Origin of the sequence: Kutzneria sp. CA-103260, assembly GCF_018263855.1 — a bacterium.
Taxonomy (GTDB): Bacteria; Actinomycetota; Actinomycetes; order Mycobacteriales; family Pseudonocardiaceae; genus Kutzneria.
In genome coordinates, this window is the sequence record NZ_CP073318.1 from 4,073,727 (window position 1) to 4,098,878 (window position 25,152).

Consider the following 25,152-nt stretch of genomic DNA (forward strand, 5'->3'; position numbering starts at 1 on the left):
TCCCCCGTCTCACAGTTCCTGGTCACCCGCGTCGGCCCCGGCGTCCAGTCGCGCGGCCATCGCCTCGATGGTCGAGTGGTCCAGCAGGTCGCCGACCGGCAGTGCCAGCCGGCCGGCCAACTGGAGCAGCGTCAGCGAGGACCCGCCGGCCTCGAAGAACTTCTCCCGCACGCCGATGTGGTCACGGCCGGTCAGCTCCCGCCAGATCGCGGCCACTTCCCGTTCGCTGTCGGTGCGCGGCGGCTCGTCGACTTCGGCCCGTTGGGTCCCGGGTTCGGGCAGCGCCCGCCGGTCGACCTTGCCGTTGGCCGTCAACGGGAGTTGTTCGAGTAGCACGAACTGTCGCGGCACAAGGTGATCCGGCAGCCGCTGAGCCAGGTGCTCGCGCAGCTCCTGCTCGTCGGCCGTCGCCTCCACGTAGGCCACCAGCCGCCGCGCCGGTCCCTCCCCCACGGCCAGCACAGCTGCCCGACCAACCGCCGGGTGCCGGTCCAACGCCGCTTCGACCTCGCCCGGCTCGACCCGGAACCCCCGTACCTTCACCTGATCGTCAGCCCGACCGACGAAGTGCAGGTTCCCGTCGTGTCCCCAGCGGACCAGGTCCCCGGTGCGGTACACGCGTTGCCCATCGGGGCCGGCGACGAAGCGGCTGGCCGTCAGCCCCGGCTGCCCGAGGTAGCCGCGGGCCAGGCTCGGCCCGGCCAGGTACAGCTCGCCGACCGCGCCGATCGGCACCGGTCGCAGCCAGCGGTCCAGCACCGACACGGTCGTGCCGTTGGTCGGCCGCCCGATCGGCACGGTGCCGGCGGCCAGCGGCCCGGCCAGGGTGGTGGACACGGTGGCCTCGCTGGGGCCGTAGCCGTTGAAGATCCGCCCGTTCTGCGACCACCGCCGCGCCAGTTCCTCGGTGCACGCCTCGCCCGCGCTGACCACGGTCACCCCGGCCGGCATGCGTTCGGCCGACAGGGTGGCCAGCACAGCCGGCGGGACGACCAGGTGGGTCACGCCCTCAGCGGCGATGGTGTCGATCAGGTTGGCGGTGTCGCCCCGGTGCAGGACGGCGGTCGCCCCGGTCAGGAAGGCGGCGCAGAACTCGAAGAAGGCGGCGTCGAAGCCGATCGAGAGCCAGTGCAGCATCTTCGCCCCAGGTCCGAGACCGGTCCGCTGCACGAAGGTGTCCACCAGATCGACCACACCGCGATGGGTCACCACCACGCCCTTGGGGCGGCCGGTGGAACCGGAGGTGTAGATCAGGTAGGCGGGATTGTCCACATGCGACTCTACCGTCGGCGGCGTGGCCGGGTAGTCGGTCACGTCCTCGTGGCCGGTGACGAAGATCCGGGCCCCGCAGTCGTCGAGCAGCCAGCGCCGCCGCTCGGCCGGCAGCTTCGGGTCCACGGGCACATAGGCGGCACCGGTCTTGAGGATGGCCAGCATGCCGACCACGTCGTCGGTGGCGAGGAAGGTCTCCGGCCGGGCACCCTGTTCGATCAGTTTGTGCGCCAAGCGATTAGTACGCTCGTCCAGCTCGGCGTAGGTCATCCCGGGCAGCGCGAGGGCCTGCGGCGTGCGACGCACCCACTCGGCGAACAGCGCCGGTATACAACGCGGCTCGGCGGTCCCGGCCGACTGTCGCCAATCATCCAAATCGGACAGTTCCGTGTCGGTGAGCATCGGGATGTCCAGCACCCGACCACCTTTGGTCAGCCCGCGCAGCGACGTCACCAGGTACCCGGCCAACCGGTCGGCGGTGGCGGCGTCGAACAGTTCCGTGTCGTAGGTGAGGTGCAGCTCGGCGGCGTCGGGGTACACCACCAGCCCGAGCGGGAAGTGGGTTGCGTCCCCACCCCTCAACTCGGTAACGCTGATGCCGTTACCTGACGGGTGGAGCGGATCTCCCGGGTAGTTCTCCACTGCGATCCCGCACTGGAACAGCAGCACCCCGGGCGGCATCTCACTGGCCGCCTGCTGGCTGGTGAGCGGCAGGTGATCGAACCCTCGGGCCCGCACCTGCTCCTGCTGCAAACGGGACAGCAGCCCCGCCACCGACTCGTCCGGTCGGAGGCGGACCCGGGCCGGCAGTGTGTTGATCAGCGGCCCGGCGATCGTCTCGACCCCGGGCAGGTCCGGCGGCCGGGTCGACACGGTGACCCCGTACACGACGTCGGTCACGTCGGCGTGCCGGGCCAGCACCATCGCCCACCCGGCCTGGATGACCGTGTTCACGGTGACCCGGCTGTGCCGGGCGAATTCGCGCAGGTCCGGCAGCGCGACGACCGTGGTTCGCGTGCGGGTGGTCCGGTGGTTGGCCGGCGGTGTCCGGTCGTACGGCAGCGGGGTCGGCGCGGTGAAGCCGGCCAGCTCGTTCCGCCAGAAGTCGACCGCCGCCTGCTCGTCCTGATCACGCAGCCAGGCCACATAGTCCCGATACGGCCGGTCGGCCACCGGCCGCTCCCCGGCGTAGGCCGCGAACACCCGGTCGAGCAGGCGGGACATGCTCCAGCCGTCCACGAACAGATGGTGCGTGGTCAGCAGCATCTGAACTCGGGTGTCGGTCAGGCGGATCAGCCTGAGCCGCAGCGGAATGGGCTCGCTGAGGTCAAGTCCGACCGCTTCGTCTTCGGTCAATAGCCGGGCCATGCCGGCCCGCTGTTCCTCGGCCGACCGGGACCGCCAGTCGTGCTGGTCGATCCGCGGCCGCGCGTCCCGGTGCACGACCTGGACCGGCTCGCTGAGCCCCACCCAGTGCACGGTGCTGCGCAGCACCGGGGCGGTCGCGACCACGTCCCGCCAGGCTGCCGCCAGCGCGTCCAGGTCGGTGACGCCGTCGAGTTGGCAGCTGATCCGACGGGCGTACACGTCTTCGGTCAGCGAGTGGTAGAGCAGGCCAGCCTGGAGCGGGCTGAGCGGATACACGTCCTCGATCGCCCGGCCGTCGCCGACAAGCCCGTCTACCTGGTCCTGGGTCAGGTCGGCCAAGGGGAAGTCCGAAGGGGTGCGGCCGCCGTACCCGGCCCGGCAGTGCGCGGTGATCTCCCGCAGCGCGGCCAGCATGGCTGCCGCCAGCGCGTCGATCTCCGCGCGCTGGCGCTGGTCACGGGAGTAGTCCCAGGTCAGCACCAGTTCGCCGGCGGCGACCCGGCCGGTCACCTCCAGCGGGAACGGCCGGGATTCGGTCGGGTGTAGGCAGTCGACGGTAGGGAATTCACGGCCGGTGTAGAGGCCTCCGGCCGGGTCCAGGTCGTCGAACTGGCCCAGGTAGTTGAAGTTGACTCCGGCCTCGCCCCGGCCCGGCAGCGCGTCGGTCAGCTGGCGCAGCGCCTCGAAGCCGATCCCCTGGCCGGGCACGGCCCGCAGCTGCTCCTTGACTGCCTTGAGCCGGACGCCCCAGTCCGAAGTGGACGGAAGGTCCAGCCGAACCGGGAACTGACTGGTGAACCAGCCCACCGTGCGGCTCAGGTCGATCTCGGGGAACAGCTGCTCCCGCCCGTGCCCCTCCAGGTTGACCACGACATGTCCGCCCAGGGCAACAGCCAGTGCGCTGAGCAGCACGTCATTGGGTTGAGTCCGGTACGCGGCCGGCACTTCCCGCAGCAGCGCCCGGGTCTCGGCCTGGTCCAGCCGGACCTCCAGGCGGGCTGTGCTGGCTACTGGAGCCGCGGCAGGCCGTTCAGTCGGCAGAAGCGAGGTCCAGTAGGCGATCTCGTGATCGAACGCCCCGGACTGTGTGTGCGCCACCAGCCGCCGGGCCCAGTGCCGCATGGAGGTGGTCCTGGGTCCCAGATCCACCGGATCTCCGGTCGTCACCTGCGTGTATGCCGTCCGCAGGTCGTCCAGCAGGATGCGCCAGGAGACGCCGTCGACCACGAAGTGGTGCACCATCAGCAAAAGCCGGGACCCACGGTCGAAGAAGATCGCCTTGACCAGCGGCCCGTCGCGCAGGCTCAGCTCGCCGTGGGCCGCCTCGACCCGGGCGTCGATGTCAGTTCCGGTGTACTGCTCCCAGTACTCGCCGAGGTCGGTGTCGATTCGCAACTGGTCGCCGTCGACTCGGGTGCGCAATACCTCGTGGTGTTCCAGCACCGCTTGAACGGCCGCGCGGACGGCGTTCGGGTCGACGCCCGGGGCCAGTTCCACGAACCGGGGCATGGTGAAGTGGTCGGGGCCGGCGGTGAACCGCTCGAAGAACCAGCGCTGGATAGGGGTCAGCGGCGCCGGGCCGTCGTCCTCGCTGGGGGTTTCGGGGCGTTGCACGGTGATCGTGGGCGCGAGCTGTTCGATGCTCTGGTGCCGGAAGATGTCCTGGGTCGTGGTGCGCCAGCCGGCCTTGGCCAGCTCGGTGACCATCTGCACGCTCAGGATGGAATCCCCGCCCAGCTCGAAGAAGTTGTCCAGCACACCGACCTCGGCGAGGCCGAGCACCGCGGCCCAGGCTTCGGCCAGGGCCCGTTCCGCCGGCGTCTGGGCTGCGACGTACCTGGCGACGGCCCGTTCCGGGGCGGGTAGCACGTTCCGATCCACCTTGCCGGCGGCGGTCCGCGGGAGTGCGTCCAAGACGACGAAGTCGGCCGGAACCATGGCCTGCGGCAGGGATTCCGCGAGGAACCGACGCACCTCGGACACGGCCAGTGTGGTGACGATGTAGCCGATCAAGCGGTTGTCCCGCACCACCACAGCGGCCTCGGCCACCTCGGGGCGACGGGTCAGCGCCGCCTCGATCTCGGCCGGCTCGATCCGGTGCCCGCGCACCTTGACCTGCGCGTCGACCCGGCCCAGGAACTCCAGGTCCCCGTCGGCGCGCACCCGCACCAGGTCGCCGGTGCGGTACATCCGAGCCCCAGGCTCGCCGAACGGGTCAGCCACGAACCGCTCCGCCGTGCCGCCCGGCCGACGCACATAGCCGCGGGCCAGCACCGCGCCGCCGACGTACAGCTCACCGGCCATGCCGGCCGGCACCGGCCGCAGGTGCGGATCAAGCACGTGACAGGTGGCCCCGCCCAGCGGCCCGCCGATCGAGATCCCCGCAGCCGGGTTGCGGACCTCGCTCATGGTGACGCCGATGGTGGTCTCGGTCGGGCCGTAGATGTTGCCGAACACCCGGTCCGGCAACCACTTCGCGGCCAGTTCGGGCGGGCACACGTCGCCGCCGGTGAACACCGCCTTGATCGCCGGCACCCGGTCCGGCTCCACAGTGGACAGCAGGTCAGGTAGCAGTTGCAGCATGGTCACGCCGTCGGCGTTGAGCTGATCCTCCAGTGGGATGCCGTCGGACCGGCTCAGACACAGCGTTGCCCCGCACATCAACGGGACCAGCGTCTGTGCCAGCCCAGCGTCGAAGCTGACCGGGCTGTGGCCGAGAATCCGGTCCCCCGGTTCGATCCGCAGCCGTGGGCCGCTGTCCAGCACGTAGTTCACCAGCGACCGGTGCGTGACGGCCACGCCCTTGGGCTGCCCGGTGGAACCCGAGGTGTAGACCACGTAGGCCAGGTTCTCCGGCCGTACGACGCTGGTCACCGGCGGCGCGTCGGCCGCGTCGACGGAGGTGAGAACCAGGGCCGCACCGCTGTTCTCGACCATGTAGGCCAGTCGGTCACTCGGGTAGCTGGGGTCGAGCGGGACCAGCACGCCGCCGGTTTTGAGCACGGCCAGCAGGGCGGTGATCAGGTCGAAGGAGCGCGGGAACTGCACGCCGACCGGGACCTCCGGGCCAACCCCTTGCGCGGCCAGGTGATTGGCCAGCCGGGCAACGCGGTGCGCCAGCTCGCCGTAGGTCAACTGGGCCTTACCGTCGATCACGGCCACCTGGTCCGGGGCCTGCCGGGCCCAATGTTCGAACAGGTCATACGCGCAGTCGCCCGGCGGTGCGGCCGGCGGACCCACGAGGCTGCGAGCCCCCGGGAGCGGCAGGGTGCGCAGCGGACGGTCGGGGAACTCGGCGATCTCCGCCAACAGGCCAGCCAGGTGCTCGATGAGGCTTTCGATGGTGGCGGCCTCGTACAGGGCGGTGCTGAAGTTGGCGCCGACCCGCAGCCGGCCGTCGATCTCGCGGAACTCCAGTGCCAGGTCGAAGTTGGCCGCCACCATCGGCACCTCGATCTCGGTAGCGATCAGCCCGGCGAACCGCCGGCCGCGGCTCGGCGCGTTCTGCATCACCACCATGGCCTGCACCAGCGGTAGACGGGACGGATCACGTTGCGGGGCCAGCGTTCGCACGACGCTCTCGAACGGCGCGTCGGCATTGGCCACGGCGTCCAGCACCGTCTCCCGCACCTGGGCCAGCAGGCCGGCGAAGGTCTGGTTCTCGTCCACCGTGGACCTGATGACCACGGTGTTCACGAAGTATCCGACCAGGTCGGCCCACTCGGCCTGGTCGCGGCCGCCGTGCGCGGTGCCGATCGCCACGTCCGACTGCCGGCCGTAGCGGGCGAAAAGCAGCTGGCAGGCGGCGATCAGCACGGTGAACAGGCTCACCTTGCGGTCGCGGGCGAACTCCTTGAGCCGGTCCGTCGCCGGGGCGGGCAGGAAGCGCATCCGTGTGTTGCCGGCGCTCTCCCGGATCGCCGGCCGTGGCCGGTCCGGCGGCACCTCGGTCGGCGTCAACCCGGCCAGTTCGGCCCGCCAGTGATCCAGTTGCCGGCGCATGCGGTCGCCGGCCAGCCGTTCCCGTTGCCACAGCGTGTAATCCGCGTAGTCGGCCGACAGTTCCGGCAGCTGGTGGCCGGAGTAGAGGGCGGCGAGGTCGGACAGCAGCACCTCGTTGGCCCAGTCGTCGGTGATGATGTGGTGCATCATCAGCACCAGCACATGGTCCTCGGCGCTCTGGCGCACCAGTGTGCAGCGCAGCAGCGGTCCTCGGCGCAGGTCGAACAGCACGCCGGCCTCGGCCAGCAGCACCTGTTCCAGTGGCTCCTCGGTGACCAGGACCTCGATCGGGGCCGGTGGGTGCACGATCTGCGCGCCGTCTTCAAAGGTGGTGCGCAGCATGCTGTGCCGTGCGGCCAACTCGGTCAGCGCCTGGTTGAGCCGGTCCCGATCCAGCGGCCCGGTCAGTCGCAGCGCCTTGCCCAGGTTGTAGTCGCTGCCGGGCTGGTGCTCGTGCAGGAACCACAGCTGCTGCTGGTTCACCGACAGCGGAAGCCGTTGGCCAGTAACGGGCCTGACCTCGGGCGTGGTCACGGGAGTCAGCACGGGGGCCAGCTCGGCCACGGTCGGCCGGTCGAACAACGCGCGATACGGCCACACCGCCCGGAGTTCGGCCCGGGCCGCGGCGGCGATCTGGATGCCGAGGATGGAATCCCCACCCAGGTCGAAGAAGTTGTCGTGCACGCCGACCCGGTCCACACCCAGCACCTCGGCCCAGATCCGCGCCAGCGTCGCCTCGGTCTCGGTGCGCGGCCGCTCGTACTCCTGCGGCCCCGGGGCGGCGGGCAGGCTTCGGCGGTCGAGTTTTCCGTTGGGCAGCAAAGGTAATCGGTCCAGAACCAGCACCGAACCCGGGACCATGTGCGCCGGCAGTCGGTCGGTGAGGAAGTCACGCAGTTCGGCCGAGGTGGCCGTGCCCTCGACGTAACCGACCAGGCGGGGCCGCCCGACCACCGCTGCCCGGGAGACTCCGGGATGGGCCAGCAGCGTGTTCTCGATCTCGCCCAGTTCGATCCGGAAGCCCCGGATCTTGACCTGCTCGTCAACCCGGCCCAGATAGTCCAGGCAGCCGTCGGGCCGGCGCCGCACCACGTCCCCGGTGCGGTACATGCGAGTGCCGTCGGCGGCGAACGGGTCGGCCAGGAACCGGCCGGCGGTCAGTCCGGGCCGCTGGTGGTAGCCGCGCGCCACCCCGGCCCCGCCGATGTACAGCTCGCCCTCCTCGGCCGGGCGCAGCTCGTCGTCGAGGACGTAGGCGGTGCTGCCGGCAACCGGTGGCCCGATCGGAACGAAGGCGTTTTCCCCCAAGTGGTCCACGGTGGGCCGCAGCACGCAGGAGTCGATCGTGGTCTCGGTGGCCCCGAAGGCGTTGACCACAATGGTGTCTGGGTCCATCTGGCCGGCCAGGTCCCGGAAGTCACGGGCCGGCCAGCCCTCCGAGCCGACCGAGAGCAACCGCAGCGGCGGCAGCTTGCCCACCCGGCCCATCGCCTTGACCAGGCCGGGCAGCGTCTCGATGGCGTCGCCCTGGTGTTCGGCGAACAGGTCGAGCAGCAGTGCCGGGTCGACGATCGCCGCCTCCGGCGCGATGATCAGCGTGCCGCCGCAGAACACCGACCGCAGCAGGTCGGCCAGGAACAGGTCGACCGCCAGCCCCGTGACCGAGACGAACCGCAGCGGATGCTCGCGCAGTTGGTACATCTCCTGCCACACCGCCAACACCGAGGCCAGGTTCCGGTGCGTGACCGTGACTCCCTTGGGCGGTCCGGTGGACCCGGAGGTGTAGATCAGGTATGCGGCGTTTTCCCACCGCACGGCCGGATCCGGCGCCTGCGCCGGGTGGCTGCCGAGAATGTCCTCCAACAGCACCAAGTTCGGGCCCAGTCGGGACGCCAGGGCGGATTCCGTGACCATCAGGCGGATTCCGGAGTCCTCGCGCATCCACGCCAGGCGTGCCGGCGGGTACGCCGGGTCGAAGGGCACGTATCCGGCCCCCGAACGCAGGATCCCGAGTAGTCCCACCGCCATCCACGGGCCACGGCGGACCGACAGTCCCACCAGTTCACCGGTGCGGTCGCCCAGGGCGTTGGCTAGGCGGGCCGACAGTTCGTCCAGCTCGGCGAAGGACAGTCTCCGGTCGCCGAAGACCACCGCGGTCGCCCCCGGCGTCTCCCGGACACGCGCGTGGAACTCGCCCAGCGGCTGCTGCACCATTACCCCCACGGCCCGCTGCCGCCAGCCGCCACACTGCCCGCCAGTACGGCCGAACGACACGCCCCAACTGCCAGGTTCGAATCCACCAGTTCGGCCGTACCTGTGTCAAGACTCCTTTCCTGATAAGGCAAATTGGTCACGCCCCGGTAAGCCGCTCAAGCCCGCAGCAGCGCGCGGGCTTCCGCGAGAACGTCCAGCTGGGCCTCCCAGTCACGCCCGTCGAGGACGATGGTGAGACTGTCGGCCCCGGCCGCCGCGTACTCGGCGAGCCGGTCGGCCACCTGCGCGGCGCTGCCGGTGATCGGGACGCTGGCGGCGTCCTCGGGCGTCAGGCCGAAGTTCTCGGTCAGCGTGCGCAGCATCTCAGCCCGCTTCTCGGCGGCGTCCGGCCCGAGCGCCGCGTGCGTGCCGAAATGGACCAGCGGCCGGGCGCGGCCTTCCGCGACGGCAAGATCACGTAGGGTCGCGGCTCGACGCGCCAGGGTGGCCGGGCTCATCAGCGAGGGGAACCAGCCGTCGCCGTGACTCACCGAGCGTCGGATCGCGTGGTCGGAGTGCCCGCCGATCAGGACGACGGGCATGGGTGCCGGCGGCCCAAGGGTGATCACCTCGCCGTTGACCGCGGTCGGCTCGCCGGCGACCAGTCGCGGCAGCACATCGAGCATTCCCTCGATGACCCGGTCGCGTCGGCGTCGCGGCGCGCCCAGCGCCCGCCATAGCGGTGAGTCCGGGAAACCGCCTATTCCCACGCCCAGCACGATCCGGTTGTCGGAAACATGTTGTAGCGCCTGGATTTGAGCGGCCAGCCAGGCAATGTGTCGAGTGGGCAGCACCAGGACACCGAACTCGATCCGCACCCGCTCGGTGGCCGCCGCCACCGCCGCGGCGGCGACCACGCACTCCAGGGTGGGTCCCCCGTCACCGCGCAGAACGTCCGCAATGGACACCGAGTCGAAGCCGGCCTGCTCGGCCTGTCGCGCGGCGGCGACAACCTTGTGCTGCCCATCGAGATCGCTGGTCGAGATTCCCACACCGATTCGCACCGTCGTCATGGCGATGATCGTCCAACCTCGACCCATATCGAGGTCAAGACGCGGGACTGAAAACCCTGAAAACGTCGGATCCTCATCGACGCAGGCGAACGTGAGAGTTCAACTCGTCCTGAAAGCGCTTTCTTGACAGCCCTGTCCGAGATGAGTAAAAGTTAAGAAGGTTTCCTTATCCACCCGCCCGCCCCATCCGACTATGGGAGGACGCAGTGGCATTCCTCTTCTCCTCGCGCGCGGCGCTGGCCGCCGCCGCGATCATGGCGTTCGTCGCGCCCCAGGCCGGCGACTTCGCCCTCAGCAGCACGGCGTTCGCCGACAACGCGACCATTCCCGACCACTACACCTGCGCCTTCACCCACAAGGCGGGCAAGAACGTGTCGCCGCCGCTGTCATGGGACGCCGGCGCCAGCAACGCCAAGGGCTACGCCATTGTGCTGCGAGACATCGCCAATGGCGGCGACAAGGTGCACTGGGCGATCTGGGACATCCCCGCCGCGACCGTGTCACTGCCGGAAGGTCTCGGCGCCGGCTACACGGTGCCCGGTCAGAACGGGGCCAAGCAGAAGGCGATGGGCAGCGGCGCCGTCACCCAGCAGTACTTCGGTCCGTGCCCCGGTGGTCGTGAACATCCCTACACGTTCACGTTGTACGCCTTGAAGTCCGCCACCGTGCCCGGCCTGAGCTCGTCGTCGAGCATGTCCCAGATCGAGTCGGCCATCAAGAAGGTCAGCAGCGCCAACGTTGTGCTGCACGGAAAGTCGGCCGCCTCGGCCAACTGACGACGTTTCCTCAGACCGAGAGCAGCGTTTTGCCGATCGTGGCCCGGTTCTCGATGGCGGAGTGCGCGTCGGCGGCGTCCGAGAGGGCGAAGACCTGGCCCACGGTGGCGCGCAGCCGCCCGGACGCCGCCAACGCGATGGCTTCCCCGGCCAGGGCCACCTGCCGGGCCACGTCCAGCATGCCGGTCGTGGCTGTGCGGACGTCCGGGCGTCCGGCATCGGCCGCCGACCCGAACACCCCGGCGCCGGCCGCCGCGCCGTACGGGCAGAACACCCCACCCGGGCGGACCAGCGACAGGGCCTGCTCGCCGATAGTGCCGCCCACGCCGTCAAGAACGACGTCCACCCGGTCGATGCCCTCGGTCCAGGACTGTTCGGAGTAGTCGACCGTGACCTCCGCCCCCAGTTCCTTGGCCACCGCCAGCTTGGCCGCCCCGCTCGCCGCTGCCACCACCCGTCCACCGGCCGCCGACACCAGCTGCACCAACAGCCCGCCCACGCCGCCCGCCGCCGCCTCCACGAGAACCGTCGCCCCGGCCAGATCGCCGACCGCCCCCAGCACTGCCAACGCTGTGCGGCCGTCGGCGATCAGCGCCGCCGCCTGATCCAGTCCCAGGCCGTCCGGCACCTCGATCAGCCGCTGCGCCTCCGCCACCGCCCGCTCCGCGTATCCGCCGCGCCCGTTCAAGCTCGCCGTCACCCGCTTGCCGACCAGCCCCCGGTCGACATCCGGGCCCGTCTCCGCCACCACTCCCGCCACCCCGTTGCCCAGCACCGTCGGCAGCATCGCCGCCACCGGCGGCCGGCCCGCGCGGATCTGCGTCTCCACGAACGTGATCCCCGCGTACTCGACGTCGATGACCACCTGGCCGGGCCCCGGCACCGGGTCGTCGACGACCACCGGCTCCAGCACCTCCGGCGGACCAAACCGGGCAATCCGCACCGCGCGCACCCCAGCCCCCTCTCGCTCGTTTCGCCGGACACTGTCCAACTTCGAGCAAGGTGGAGGTCAAGTCCCGGGCGCGGGGGGAACGCACTGACGGCAGCGTCAGCGCCGGGCGACGGTCAGGCCGGCTCCGGCCGCACATGGATCACCGAGTCGGCGCCGTCCACGGCGACGACGTTGTCGGGATTGCCCCAACCATCCCGTTCGGAGAGGTAGCGCACCCGGATGGTGGAGCCGGTGGGCACGACGATGGCGGCCTGGTAGCCGCCGAAGCCGCGGTAGACGAACGGGGCGTGGCCGGGTTGCCAGCCGTTGAAGTCGCCGACGAGGGAGGTGGTGCCGGCGCGGCCGATGTGGTCGCGATCCAGGCGGAAGCGGACGGTGCAGGACTGGGCGTTGACGGGTTCGATGCGGTGCAGCACGGGTGAATTCCCCTGGCTAGTCAAGGAGGGCGCGCCGCGCTGCGCGCCGATGGGCCGTTCGGCCTAACGTGCCACGCCTCGGGTCGGCCGCAACGGCCGGCGGCCACCAATCACCAGATCGAGTGACACCCGGTATTGGCCGGGGGTTCGCCCGCCGGTCCCCCGCGGTCGGATATACCGGCCTTCCGAACAATCGAGGGAGCCGTCATGTGCAGGGACAAGTTCCGTTCCGAAGCGAATCCGGGCGGGCCGAGCCGGCGGTCCTTCCTGCGCGGCGGCGTGGTCGGAGCCGGGATGGCGGCGGTGGGCCTGGCCGGCGGGCCACTGGCAGCGGCGGCGGACGAGTCATCGAACTCGACGAACTCGCGCGGCTGGCGGCCGGATCCGGACAGCGCCCGGTTCACGCTGGCTGTCATGCCGGACACGCAGTACCTGTTCGACCAGGACCGCATCCACCCGGCCCCGCTGGCGGCGTCCTTCGACTACCTGATCGGCCAGAGCACCGACAACATCGTGTTCCTGGCCCACCTCGGCGACATCACCCAGAACGGTCTCGCGTCGGAGTTCGCCGCCGTAACGACCGTGTTCGACCGGTTGGACCGCGCGGGCGTCGCCTACAGCGTGGTGGCCGGCAACCACGACGTGAGCGGCGACGACCAGCGGGGCGACACTCCGTACCTGGAGACGTTCGGGCCCAAGCGATTCGCCCACTCCCCCAGCTTCGGCGGCGCGACGCCGGACGGTTACAACACCTGGCACACCTTCCGCGCCGCCGGTCGGCAGTGGTTGGTGCTGGCGCTGGACTGGCGGCCGTCGGCGGCCGGAATCGCCTGGGCCCGGCAGGTGATCGCGGCGCACCCGCACTCGCCGGTCATCCTGACCACGCACGAGATCGTCGGCGCCTACGACGACGGCACCGCCGACCTCTCGGAGCACGGCCAGGAGCTGTGGGACCAGCTGATCAAGGACAACGACCAGGTCTTCCTCACCCTCAACGGCCACTACTGGCCGGCCGGGCGCACCGTGCGGGCCAACACCGCCGGCCACGACGTGCACCTGCACATCACCAACTACCAGAACCGGTACTACGGCGGCGCGGCCATGATCCGGCTGTACCACTTCGACCTGGCCCGCAACGTGATCGACGTGGAGACGCGGTCGCCGTGGATCATGGCGCAGCCGGCGGCGCAGCGGAATCTCCTGGCCGCGCAGGAGGTCCAGCTGTCCACCGACGTCGACTACTTCTCGCTGTCGGTGGATTTCGCGACCCGGTTCGCCGGCTTCGCCCCCGCGCCGCAGCGGCCGCCGCGCCCGGCCCGGCAGATGGTCGTGCCGGGCACGCTGGCGTACTGGCGGTTCGACGGCCACGCCGAGGGCGCCGCGGCCGGGCCCGCGCCCGATCTTTCGGGGCGGGGCAACGATCTCGCGCAGGTCCAGACCATGCCGGGTACGGCCGCCAACGCCCTGACCTACACCGCCGACCATCACCCGAACCAGCCCGGCCACGGCAGCCTGCGGTTCACCGGCGGCCGACGTCCGGCCGTGCACGGCACGTTCCTGCAGACCGCGCCCGGGGCCCCGCTCAACGCGGAGACCTTCGCCCACGGCTACACGTTCGAGGCGTTCTTCAAGATCCCGGCCGACTTCAACGACGACGCCAACTCCTGGCAGGGCATGGTCTCCCGGGGCGGCAGCGCCGCCGACGCCGGCAAAACCTCCGACTATCCGCAGGAGCCGCTGGTCACCCTGTCCCTGTCCGGCGACCGCGAACTCCAGTGGAACGTCTACCCGCTCAACCAGAACGGCCCGTCCACCAACTGGGGCCACGAGCTGCCGCTGAACCACTGGTGGCACGTCGCGGTGGTCAACGACGGCCGGCACACCGTGCTCTACGTGGACGGCTGCCCGCTGGTCCGCAACCCCTCGACCCCGGCCGTCGGGCTGACCACGCTGGCCAAGCACTGGCTGCTCGGCGGCCACGAGAACGCCGGCCAGGTCGACCAGGTGTTCAACGGCTGGCTCGGCGACGTGCGCATCGTCAACCGCCCGCTGCGGGTCGAGGAGTTCATGATCACGTGAGCGGGTGCCGGTAGACCTGGGATTCCCGCAGCTGAAAGCCTTCCCGCACGTACAGCCGGTTGGCGGCCTCACGGGACGGGCGGGTGGTGAGGTCGAGGGTCCGTGCGCCGCCGGAGCGGGCGAGGCGGACGGCCTCGGCCGTGAGGGCAGCGCCAACGCCGCGCCCGCGGGCGGAGTGGTCGACGACGACGTCCTCGACCCAGGCCCGGAGGCCGGTGGGCAGCGGGAACATCACCAGGGTGAGGCTGCCGACGATCTCCGAGCCGTCACGGGCGACGAGCACGGTGTTGGTCTCGCACGACACGGTGCGGGCCAGCGCGGCGTGGTCCAAGGGCTTGGCAGTGCTGGACAGTTGCGGCAGCAGGCGGGAGAAAGCCGACAGGACCTCGTCGGTGACGTCGGTGACCACCTCGATCGACAGGCTCATGATCGAGAGCGTAGCGCCGGTGGCGACCTGGAGGCCGCCACCGGCGGGGGCTCACTCGGACAGCAGACGGGCAAGCACCTGGCCGATGTGCGCCAGGGGCTCCGGTGCCATCAGGTAGTCGTGATGGGCGGGCACGGGGTGCACGTCGATGGTTCCGTCGATGTGCGGGGCCCAGCGGCGGACGGCGGCTGACGGATCGGCCGCGCCCTCGATGGCGGAGAAGTGCACCATCCGGCCGGTGAAGCGGCGGGGCTGGAAGTCCCGGTGCAGCCGGACGTTGTTGCGCCACACGTCGAGCAGGTTGGCGATCTGGCGTTCGTCGAGCACGGCCAGCGGGTTGTCCTCGGCCCGGAACAGCTCGACGAGCCGGGCCGGGGTGGGCTCCGCGTCGCCGGGGGCCGGCTGGTGGCCGAAGAACTCCAGGATGTTGGCCATCAGCAGACGGTCGTCGGGGATGGCGTCGCCATCCGGCAGGGGGTCGCTGTCGAGGCTGGCCAACAGCTCGACCCGCTCCCCCCGGTCCTGGAGCTGCACGGCGATCTCCTGCGCCACGACGCCGCCGAAGGACCAGCCGAGCAGCCGGTAGGGCCCGCTGGGCTGCACCTTCTGGATGTGCTCCAGGTAGTCGGCGGCCATGGCCCCGATGTCGGAAGGCAACACGGCGTCCCGGGTGATGCCGCGGGCCTGCAATCCGTACAGCGGCACGTCGGGGCCGAGGTGGCGGGCCAGCCCGAGGTAGGACCAGGCGATGCAGCCGGTCGGGTGTATACAGAATACCGGCGTCTGGGTGCCGCTGGGCTGGAGCGGGGTCAGCGTCTCGAACGCGTCGTTGTCGACCTGCTCCCCGAGCCGCCCGACCAGGGCCGACACGCTCGGGGCCTCGAACAGCACGCGGATCGGCAGTTCGACGTTGAGCGTGGCCCGAATCCGGCTGATCAACCGCGTGGCCAGCAGGGAATGCCCACCCAGCTGGAAGAAGCCGTCCCGCACGCCGACGTCGGGCAGGCCCAGCACCTCGGCGAACAGTCCACACAGGATGGATTCCTGCGGGGTCCGCGGCCGGTCGTCGGCGGCCACCGGCCCGAGGTCGGGCACGGGCAGCGCCTTGCGGTCGAGTTTTCCGTTGGCGGTCAACGGAAGCGCGTCCAGGGACACGAACGCCGACGGCACCATGTAGTCGGGCAGCACCCGGCCCAGCTCCCCGCGCAGGTCGCCGAGCTCGGCGGCCACAAGGTAGGCGACCAGGCGCTTGTCCCCCGGCCGGTCCTCGCGCACGACCACGGCGGCCTGCGTGATCTCGGGCCGGGCCAGCAGGGCGGCCTCGATCTCGCCGAGCTCGATGCGGAAGCCGCGGATCTTGACCTGGTGGTCGGTGCGGCCGACGTACTCCAGCTCGCCGTCGGATCCCCAGCGCACCACGTCACCGGTGCGGTACATGCGCGAACCGGGCCCGCCGAACGGGTTGGCCACGAAGCGCGACCCGGTCAGCGACGGCCGGTTCAGGTAGCCCCGTGCCAGGCCGTCGCCGGCGATGTACAGCTCGCCGTTCACCCCGGAAGGCACCGGCCGCAGGGCCCCGTCGAGCACGTACACCTGGGTGTTGGCCAGCGGCTTGCCGATCTGCGGCGAGCCGGGCCGCAAGGTGGTCAGGTCGGCGGCGGTGGACCAGATGGTGGTCTCGGTCGGCCCGTAGACGTTGGTGACGCCAGCGGCGGCCGCGACCAGGGAGTTGGCCAGGGTGCGGCTCACGGCCTCGCCGCCGATCAGGGCCTGCAGGCGGCGCAGGCTTTCCGGGTGGCTGCCGACCAGGGCGTGCCAGAGGCTGGGCGTGGCCTGCATGATCGTCGCCTCGCTGGCCACCGACAGCCGGGCCAGCGCCTCGGGGTCGAGCACTTCGTCGCGGCCGGCGACCACCAGCCGGGCGCCGACCAGCAGCGGCACCAGGATCTCCAGGTTGAAGATGTCGAAGCCGAGCGTGGTGACGGCCAGGAACCGGTCGTCCGGGGTGATCTCGGTGCGGCGCACCATGTCCATCAGCAGGTTGATGAACGCCCGCACCGGCACGGTGACGCCCTTGGGCTTGCCGGTAGACCCGGAGGTGTAGATCACATACGCCGGGTTGAGCGGGTGACGCGGAGCGGTCCGCTCGGCGTCGGTGATGGTGGCGTCGGAGAACCCTTGCAGGTCAACCTGATCCATCAGCACGCGCGGCGCGGCGCAGTCGATGTCCACAGTAGAGTCACTGAGCACGACGACCGGGTTGGCGTCCGCCAGCATGTAAGCCACGCGGTCGGACGGGTAGTTGGGGTCGATGGGCAGGTAGGCTCCGCCGGTCTTGAGCACGGCCAGCAGGGCGACGACCATGTCCGCGGTGCGGGGCATCACCAGGCCGACCAGGGACTCCGGGCCGACGCCGTGGCTGATCAGCAGGCGCGCCAAGCGGTTCGCCCGGGCGTGCAACACGGCGTAGGTCAGCGTGGTGCCCTGGCAGGCCACGGCCACCGAGTCTGGGACGACTCCTTCCAACAGCTCGGGCAGCGAGACCTCGGGCAGGGTGACAGCGGTGTCGTTCCAGGTGCGCAGCAGGCGTTCGCGCTCGTCCTCGGCGAGCACGTCGAGCCGGCTGACGGTCAGCTTGGGGTCGGCGACCATGGCCCGCAGCACCCACACCAGCCGGTCGGCCATGCGCCGCACGGTGTCGGCCTCGAACAGGTCGGTGCTGTACTCGACCACTGCCTGCAAACCACCGGAGCCGGCCAGTTCGGCGAACTCGAAGGCGAGGTCGAAGCGGGCCGTGCCGAGATCGGCCGGCACCACTTCGCCGCGCACGCCGCCGAGGTCGATGCGCACCTCGGCGTTGTTGTGCAGGGCCAGCATGACCTGGAACAGCGGCTGCCGGGCCAGCGAGCGGCTCGGATTGAGCACGTCCACCAGCCGCTCGAACGGCACGTCCTGGTGGGCGTAGGCGGCCAGGTCGGTGGCGCGGACCCGGGCGATCAGATCGGCGAAGCTCGGGTCGCCCGAGACGTCGGTGCGCAGCACCAGGGTGTTGATGAACACGCCGACCAGGTCGTCGAGGGCGTCGTCGGTGCGGCCGGCGATCGGTGTGCCGAGAGGGATGTCCGCGCCGGCGCCGAGCTTGGACAGCAGGGCGGCCAACCCGGCCTGGAGCACCATGAACAGGCTGGCCCCGTTGGCGCGGGCCAGTTTGGTCAGCCTGGCGTGCAGGTCGGCGTCCAGGTCGAAGGCCACGCGTGAGCCGCGATAGGTGGCCACGGCCGGCCGCGCGTGGTCGGTGGGCAGTTCGAGCTGGTCGGGCAGATCGGCCAGCGCGCCCTTCCAAAACTCCAGCTGCTTCGAGACAACACTCTCGGCATCGTCCTCGCTGCCCAGCAACTCGTGCTGCCACAACGTGTAGTCCGCGTACTGCACCGGCAACGGCGTCCACAGCGGCGTGCTGCCCCCGACCCGCGCCGCATACGCCTGCGACAGGTCGCGGGCCAGCGGGGCGAGCGACCAGCCGTCGGAGGCGATGTGGTGCACGACCACGACCAGGACATGGCGCTCACTGTCCACAGTGCACAGCGTGACCCGCATCGGGGTGTCCACGGACAGGTCGAAGCCTCGGCGCACAGCCTCGGTGACGCATGAATCCAGCGCGGCCTCGGTCACGTCGACCTGGGTGAACTGCTCGGTGGCGGCGTCGAGGACGAGCTGGTGCGGGGCACCGTCGATCTCCGGGTAGACCGTACGCAGGCTCTCGTGCCGCGCCACCACGTCGGTCACCGCGGCGGCCAGGGCCTCCTCGTTGACCGCGCCGTCGAGTCGGATAACGGCAGTGACGTTATAAGCCGAGCTGATGCCTTCGAGGCGGTTGAGGAACCACAACCGCCGCTGCGCGAAGGACAACGGCACCACCTCGGGCCGCTCAACCGGGGCCAGCGTGGGTCGGGCCTGGTCAGAAGCGTCCAGCTGCTGCGCCAACGCGGCGACGGTCGGCGCGTCGAACAGGGCCCGTACCGCCAGCTCCACGCCCAGCACCGAGCGGACCCGGCTGACCAGGCGGGTCGCCAACAGCGAGTGGCCGCCGAGCTCGAAGAAACTCTCGGCCACGCCAACGGAAGGCAGGCCCAGCACCTCGGCGAACAGTCCGCACAGGATCTCTTCGCGCGGGCCCCGAGCCGCACGCCCGCCACCACCGGTCACGGCTTCGGGCATGGGCAGCGCCTTGCGGTCGACCTTGCCGTTGGGGGTCAGGGGAAGCGCGTCGAGGACCATCACCACCGACGGCACCATGTACTCGGGCAGCACGCCCGACACCGAGTCACGCACGACCGCCGGCTGCACCGCGCCGACGACGTAGCCCACCAGGCGCTTCTGACCAGCGGAATCGGCGCGCACGTCCACCGCGACATCGGTGATCCCCGGCACGGCCCGCAGCGCCGCCTCGACCTCACCCAGCTCGATCCGGTGGCCCCGCACCTTCACCTGGAAGTCCCGACGCTCCAAGAACTCCAACTGACCATCAGGCAGATACCGAACCCGGTCACCGGTGCGATACATCCGCGCACCAGGCACGTCCGAGAACGGATCGGCCATGAAGGAGATCGCCGTCCGGGTCGGGTTGTGCAGATACCCGCGGCCAACGCCGGTGCCGCCCACGTAGAGCTCACCGGGAACCCCCACCGGCACCGGCTGCAAGCCGTCACCCAGCACATACAACTGCGTGTTGCGCACCACCCGGCCGATCGGCACCCGCACCTCGCTCAGCGAGTCGCCGGCGCGGATGAAGGCGTGGGTCACGTCGTCCGAGCACTCCGTGGGCCCATAAGCATTGACCAGCGGAATCAACGGGAAACGCTCGAACCACCGGGCACACAGATCCGGCGGCAACGCCTCACCCGTCACCACCAACCACCGCAGATCGGCCAACTCCGGCACACCAGAACCGGCATCCCAACCATCCAAGGCGGCCCGCAGCAACGACGGCACAACCTCCAACACCGTGCACGGCACCGCGAACAAGGCATCAGGATCAGACGCCGTGGAACGACCGACAACCCGCACAGTGCCGCCAACGATCAGCGGCAACAGCATCTGCCACACCGAGATGTCGAACGTCAGGGGCGCGTTCTGCACCACCACATCGCCGGCCGCCACGTCAAGGTCCTCGGCCTTGGCCAGCAGGTGGTTGACCATGCCGCGCCGATGCACCATCGCACCCTTGGGCTTGCCGGTAGAACCCGACGTGAAAATCACATAAGCCAGATCATCCTCGGCACCGACAACCGGCGCCAACTCGTCGTCCTCGCCGTCGCCCAGCACAACCACGCGAACGGAACCATCAGCGGGCACCACCTCAGCGGCCAGCGAATCGAACTCGGGTGCCACCAGCAACAACCGGGCGCCACTGTCCTCCAACAACGAGGACAGCCGGGCCACCGGGGCGTTCGGGTCGAACGGCACATACGCGCCACCGGCCCCGAGGACACCCAGCACCGCCGCCACAAACCGCGCACTACGGTCGGACAGCACAGCAACCAACGAACCCGGCTCCACCGCACGGGAAACCAGACTCGCCCGCCGCACCAACGACCCATAAGTCACGGGGCCAAAGTCGTCCACCACGGCAACCGAGGACGGGTCACAGCGGCGCACCCGCTCCACGACCCCCTCGAAACCACCGTCCCGAGCGGAGTCGTTCCACTCCACCAACAACTGCCGCCGCTCCGCCGAATCGAGCACATCAATGCGCCCCAGCAACCGGTCCGGCTCCGCCACCGCAGTGGCCATCAGGCCGACGACACGGTTGACGATCTGTGTGGCCTCCGCGGCGCTGAACAGATCCGGCCCGTACTCCAGCCGCAGCTGCAACCGTTTGCCGGGAGAAACCCGCAGGTTCAACGGATAGTGGCTGGCGTCGCGGCCGGCGGCGAAGCGCACGGCCAGCCCCTCGGCCGGCGCGTCCAAACCGCTGGCGTCCAAGGGATAGTTCTCGAACACCAGCACGGTGTCGAACAGCTCGCCCACACCAGCCAGACCCTGCACCTCGGCCAAGCCCAGGTGCTGGTGGGGAATCAGCGCCGACTGCTGGTCCTGCAGCGAAGTCAGCGCCGTCAGCAGCGAATCGCCGGGCCGCAGCCGCATACGCACCGGCACGGTGTTGATGAACAGGCCCACCATGGTCTCGATGCCGGGAATCTCCGGCGGACGACCGGAATTCGTGGCGCCGAACGCGACGTCCTGCCGCCCGGTGAGCACGCCGAGCAGAATCGCCCAGCAGCCCTGCACCACCGTGTTCAGGGTCAGGCCGTTGGCCCGCGCCCAGCCGCTGAGCCGGGCCGTGACCTCCTCCGACAGCTCGACGATCGCGCTGCCGGGCATCACCGGCACCCGGTCGGGGTTGACCGGCGCCACCCGGGTCGGCTCCTCGAAGCCGGCCAGGGCCGTGCGCCAGGCCTGGAGCCCGGCGGCCTTGTCCTGCTTGGCCAGCCAGGACAGGTAGTCCCGGTAGGGAGTCACCCGCGGCAGGTCATTGTTGTTGTACAAAGCAAACAGCTCGCGCACGAGCACCGACATCGACCAGCCGTCGGCCAGGATGTGGTGGTTGCTCAACAGGAACCGGTGCTCGGTGGCTGATAGTCGAACCAAGGTGGCCCGCAGCAGCGGTGGTTTGGCCACGTCGAAGCGCTGCACCCGGTCGGCCTCGGTGATCCGCTCCAGCTCGGCGTCCCGCTCGGCCGAGGGCAGCCCCGACAGGTCGATCTCCTGCCAGGGCAACGTGACCGCGGCCGGGATGACCTGCACGGCCTGGCCGGACTTGGTGTAGCGGAAACCGGCCCGCAGGTTGGCATGTCGCGCCAGCAACGCCTGCGCGCTCGCCCGCAGCAGAGCCGCGTCCAGCCGGCCGTCGAAGTCCAGCACCAGCTGCACGGTGTAGACGTCGACCGCCTGCGGGTCGACCACCGCGTGGAACAGCAGCCCCTCCTGGAAAGGCGACAGCGGAAGGACGTCGTTCAACCCCGAACGCTTCACAGGGATCCCCACCCGTTCACTCGTCATAACGTTGCGTGTCGTGGTCACGCACGGGGGTTAACCCCACCGCGACCGTGGTTCTGCCACCATCGCTCCCCCGATGGCCGGCAGGACAGAATTGAGCATGTCCGGAGAGGACCCCTCGAGTACCAGGGAGGGGAGCCCGGCGGCGGTGACTCGGATGTCCCCCCAACACCGCCGGCGGCGCGACACTCGCCGGAATCACCCCACCGGACGGCGGGGCGCCGGGAATCACCCCATCCCCGGTTCCCGCTGTCGCCTCGGATGGCGGGGCACAACCGGGATCCACCCCACCACGGCGGCGTGTGCGCGCCGCCGGCCCGGTTCCCCCCATCCCACCGGCCTCATCCCGTCCCCACCGAGGCCGTACGTCGGCGGTGCCGTGGTACTCCCCCACCACGGCACCGCCCTTTTCTTGTGTCCGAACAAGAACAAGCCAAAATCCGCCACGCCAGCGGGCGTGGCGGATCGAGGTGTAGGCGGTTACCGCACGCCGACCTGCGGCTGGCCGGCGTACCCCGGGGCGGACGCCGAGCTGCTGCCCAGCAACGCCGCGGTGATCAGCGCGTTCAGCCGCAGCAGGGCCGGCGTGAAGATCCACCAGAGCAGGAACGACACCGCGGCCAGCCCCAGGCCGACCTGCACCTCGTTGGCGCTGGTGACCCAGAACCCCGACATGTACGGGAAGCCGTGCCGGCCGACCGGCAGCGTGTTCCAGAACACGGGCAGCAGCAACGCGGTCAGCCCGTGCAGGAACAGCGCCACCGGCACCAGCAGGATGGTCATCCCGCTGATGAAGTTGAAGAACAGGAACGCGATGTCCCGCCAGGTGCTGGTGTCCGACAGGGCCGTGAGGAACCGCGCGAGCGGCCCGCCCTCGGTCGGGGTGCGCGGGGTGCGCGGGATGCTCCGGCCCAGCACCTTCTCGGCGCTGCGCAGGTGCAGGTCGGTGAACGGCCGCTGGGCCGCCACCAGGCCGAGGAACAGGAACCCGCCGAGCACGGTGAACGACAGCAGGCCGGCGACCACGGTGCAGGTCACCAGCACGAAGCCGAGCACCGAAACGACGGAGAGTCCGATGGCCAGTCCGGTCAGACGCAGGCGCCTCATGATGCTCAGATCCCTCCAGAAACCGATGTTGGCCATGATCCTGCCCGAGCTCCATGGCCCCGGTCAGTGGGTCTGGGCCCACGGTGGTGGGGTTTACCCCCCCAATCGATCTGGGTCGTAGCGTCCGTGTGGCGGCAACCCCCGACCCGGCAAGGTGAGGACCACACGAGAACTGTGGAAGGGAGCAGCCATGCGGAGCGTCCTGCGCTGGCATCGGCCGTTGATGGTGTTCGCGATCGCCATGGTCGCGTTGATCGCGGTCTGCGCGGTGGGACTCGTCGTCGACCAGAGAATGCTGGTCGGGGCTCCGGTCTGGTTGAAGCCGTTCAAGTTCGCCGTGTCGTTCACGCTGTACACGGTCACGCTGGCCTGGGTGATCTCGCTGCTGCCGGCCTCCCGGCCGAAACTGCGCAAGGTCGGCTGGTGGTCGGGCACCGCGATCGTGGTGCTGTCCAGCGGCGAGTGGATCATCCTGCTGACCCAGGTCGTGCGGGGCCGCATGTCCCACTTCAACTACGCCACCGAGCTGGACGGCGCGTTCTACAACGCGATGGGCTTCATGGTGGCGTTCGTCTGGATCGCCACTCTGGTGATCACCATCCTGGTGATGATCGCCAAGCCGGGCCGCCGCTCCACGGCGTGGGCGCTGCGGCTGGGCCTGAGCCTGTCGGTGATCGGCATGGCCCTCGGCGAGCTGATGAACCTGCCCACCCCCGACCAGCAGCGCGTCCTCGACCAGGGCGGCCAGCCCCCGGTGATCGGTGGGCACAGCGTCGGCGTGCCCGACGGCGGCCCCGGCATGCCGATCACCGACTGGTCCACCACCGGCGGCGACCTGCGCATTCCGCACTTCGTCGGCATGCACGCGCTGCAGGCGCTGCCGCTGTTCGCGATGCTGCTGGGCCTGCTGGCCGGGCGTTGGCTGCTGCTGCGGGACGAGAAGGTCCGCGTCGGCCTGGTGATGGTCGCCGCTCTGGGTTACGCCGGCCTGATCGCGCTGGTCACCTGGCAGGCGCTGCGCGGCCAGTCGCTGATCCACCCGGACGTGCTGACGCTGGGCGCGCTGGCGGCGCTGATCGTCGTGGTGACGATCAGCGGGCGGGCGGTGCTGGCCGCGGGCCGGGCGCGAGCCGCGGTCGCCGAACCGGAGCACATTGCCGAGCGGGAGTTGGTCCTGAGCAGCCGCTGACGGCGAGCACGCCGAACGGGAGGAACCACGCGGGTTCCTCCCGTTCGGCGTGCTCGACCAGGGCATGCGACTCAGTCGCGGCCGGCGAGCAGGATGCGGTGCATCGGGGTGTCGATCAGGGCGACCCGGCGCAGGCCGGCCCCGGTCAGCCACTCGTCGTACTGGTCGAGCGTGTACGCGTCGCCGCCGCCGGTGGCCATCATGGAGGCGGCGAACAGCCGGAAGAACCGGTTCTGGGTGGAGTTCTGCTGGACCTCGTCCTCGACCACGATCTGGTCGACGATGGCCACCAGGCCGCCGTCGGCCAGCGCCTTGTTGGCCTTGATGGCCAGGTCGCGGGCGTCCTCGGGGGTCTGCAGGTGGAAGATGTTGACAAAAAGCACCAGGTCGAAGCCGGTGCCCCAGTCCTCGCGCCAGAAGTCGCGGCGCAGCGGGTGGAACCGGTCGGCCACGTCCAGCTGCTCGCTCTGGGCGATGGCCAGCGGCAGGATGCGCTCCACGTCCAGGCCGGTCGCGGTCAGGCCGGCGAACTGCTGCAGCAGCAGCTGGCTGTAGATGCCGGTGCCGCAGCCGACGTCGAGCATGCCGGCCGTCTTGTCGCCGGCCCAGCCGTGCTCCTTGAGCTGCGCGGACAGCGCGTGCACGACCGGCGGGGCCCAGAAGTTGATGCCGCGCACCAGGGACTCGTACTCCGAGGCCGAGATCTGGTTGTGCTGCTGGGATCCGTCGTCGGCCAGCGCGCCGGTGCGCACCGTCTCGGCCAGGTTTCGCCAGGCGCCCCAAGCCATCTGGCGGTCATAGCCGATCTTGCCGGCCAGGCTGAACAGACCGTCGGGCCGCAGCACGTCGCGGACCTCGTCGGGCAGCACGTAGACCACGGTGCCGTCGGCGTCCCAGGTGCGGACCAGCAGGTCGTAGGCGTTCAGGCCGTCCAGCAGGACGCGGGTGGCCTTCGCGTTGGTGGACAAGGACTTGGCCAGCTCGTCGGCGGTGGCCGGGCCCTTGGCCAGCTCGTCGAACACGCCGAGGTCGAAGGCGGCCTCGATGGCGCCGGGGGCCCACAGGCTGATCAGGTGCTCGTAGAGCCGGTGCGCGGCGCGCACCACCCGGGGCTGCCCGTCGCCGGCCGGCAGCAGCGCCGTGTCGACAAGCGGCTGCACGTTGCCGAACAGCGTGTTGTCCTCGAAAGATGCGCCGTCCGGCCGCACCTGCGCACTGGAAGTCATCGCCAGATTCCCC

10 protein-coding genes and 1 pseudogene are annotated in these 25,152 nt (G+C 70.3%); 3 read left to right on the forward strand and 8 right to left on the reverse strand.

Annotation, left to right across the window (positions count from 1 at the left end):
* Positions 1-9: 9 nt before the first annotated feature.
* Both JJ691_RS17425 and JJ691_RS17430 read right to left on the reverse strand, forming a co-directional pair.
* Positions 10-8,853 (reverse strand): non-ribosomal peptide synthetase, encoded by an 8,844-nt coding sequence (locus JJ691_RS17425; protein ID WP_211769802.1) that lies wholly within the window; start codon positions 8,851-8,853, stop codon positions 10-12.
* A gap of 158 nt (positions 8,854-9,011) precedes the next feature.
* The gene (locus JJ691_RS17430) at positions 9,012-9,908 is read right to left on the reverse strand and encodes an LLM class flavin-dependent oxidoreductase (RefSeq protein ID WP_211769803.1); all 897 of its coding nucleotides are present in this window, start codon (positions 9,906-9,908) and stop codon (positions 9,012-9,014) included.
* Positions 9,909-10,186: 278 nt separating this feature from the next.
* Here JJ691_RS17430 and JJ691_RS17435 point away from each other — a divergent pair.
* Positions 10,187-10,684, forward strand: a pseudogene (locus JJ691_RS17435) (YbhB/YbcL family Raf kinase inhibitor-like protein); the annotation flags it as partial.
* 10 nt (positions 10,685-10,694) lie between these two features.
* Here the strand turns inward: JJ691_RS17435 and JJ691_RS17440 are convergent.
* The gene (locus JJ691_RS17440) at positions 10,695-11,627 is read right to left on the reverse strand and encodes a zinc-binding dehydrogenase (RefSeq protein WP_306291375.1); all 933 of its coding nucleotides are present in this window, start codon (positions 11,625-11,627) and stop codon (positions 10,695-10,697) included.
* A 122-nt stretch (positions 11,628-11,749) separates the two neighbouring features.
* Complete coding sequence (locus tag JJ691_RS17445; protein ID WP_211769805.1) at positions 11,750-12,052, reverse strand: hypothetical protein; 303 nt, start codon at positions 12,050-12,052, stop codon at positions 11,750-11,752.
* 207 nt (positions 12,053-12,259) lie between these two features.
* On the opposite strand from JJ691_RS17445, the gene JJ691_RS17450 reads away from it, so the two are divergent.
* Positions 12,260-14,131, forward strand: a complete 1,872-nt coding sequence (locus JJ691_RS17450) for a LamG-like jellyroll fold domain-containing protein (protein WP_249227997.1) — start codon at positions 12,260-12,262, stop codon at positions 14,129-14,131.
* Here the strand turns inward: JJ691_RS17450 and JJ691_RS17455 are convergent.
* From JJ691_RS17455 to JJ691_RS17465, 3 genes are all read right to left on the reverse strand, one after another.
* Positions 14,124-14,558, reverse strand: a complete 435-nt coding sequence (locus JJ691_RS17455; RefSeq protein ID WP_211769806.1) for a GNAT family N-acetyltransferase — start codon at positions 14,556-14,558, stop codon at positions 14,124-14,126. The two genes, JJ691_RS17450 and JJ691_RS17455, sit on opposite strands and share 8 nt — an antisense overlap.
* Positions 14,559-14,609: 51 nt before the next feature.
* The gene (locus JJ691_RS17460) at positions 14,610-21,641 is read right to left on the reverse strand and encodes an amino acid adenylation domain-containing protein (protein WP_211769807.1); all 7,032 of its coding nucleotides are present in this window, start codon (positions 21,639-21,641) and stop codon (positions 14,610-14,612) included.
* A gap of 456 nt (positions 21,642-22,097) precedes the next feature.
* Positions 22,098-22,724 (reverse strand): sensor domain-containing protein, encoded by a 627-nt coding sequence (locus JJ691_RS17465; RefSeq protein WP_211769808.1) that lies wholly within the window; start codon positions 22,722-22,724, stop codon positions 22,098-22,100.
* 190 nt (positions 22,725-22,914) lie between these two features.
* Between JJ691_RS17465 and JJ691_RS17470 the strand changes: the two genes are divergently transcribed.
* Positions 22,915-23,913: a hypothetical protein gene (locus JJ691_RS17470; RefSeq protein WP_249227998.1), complete on the forward strand. Its 999-nt coding sequence runs from the start codon at positions 22,915-22,917 to the stop codon at positions 23,911-23,913.
* A 71-nt stretch (positions 23,914-23,984) separates the two neighbouring features.
* Here JJ691_RS17470 and JJ691_RS17475 read toward each other — a convergent pair whose 3' ends face one another.
* Positions 23,985-25,139, reverse strand: coding sequence for a class I SAM-dependent methyltransferase (locus JJ691_RS17475; protein WP_211769809.1), 1,155 nt, complete (start codon positions 25,137-25,139; stop codon positions 23,985-23,987).
* Positions 25,140-25,152 lie beyond the last annotated feature (13 nt).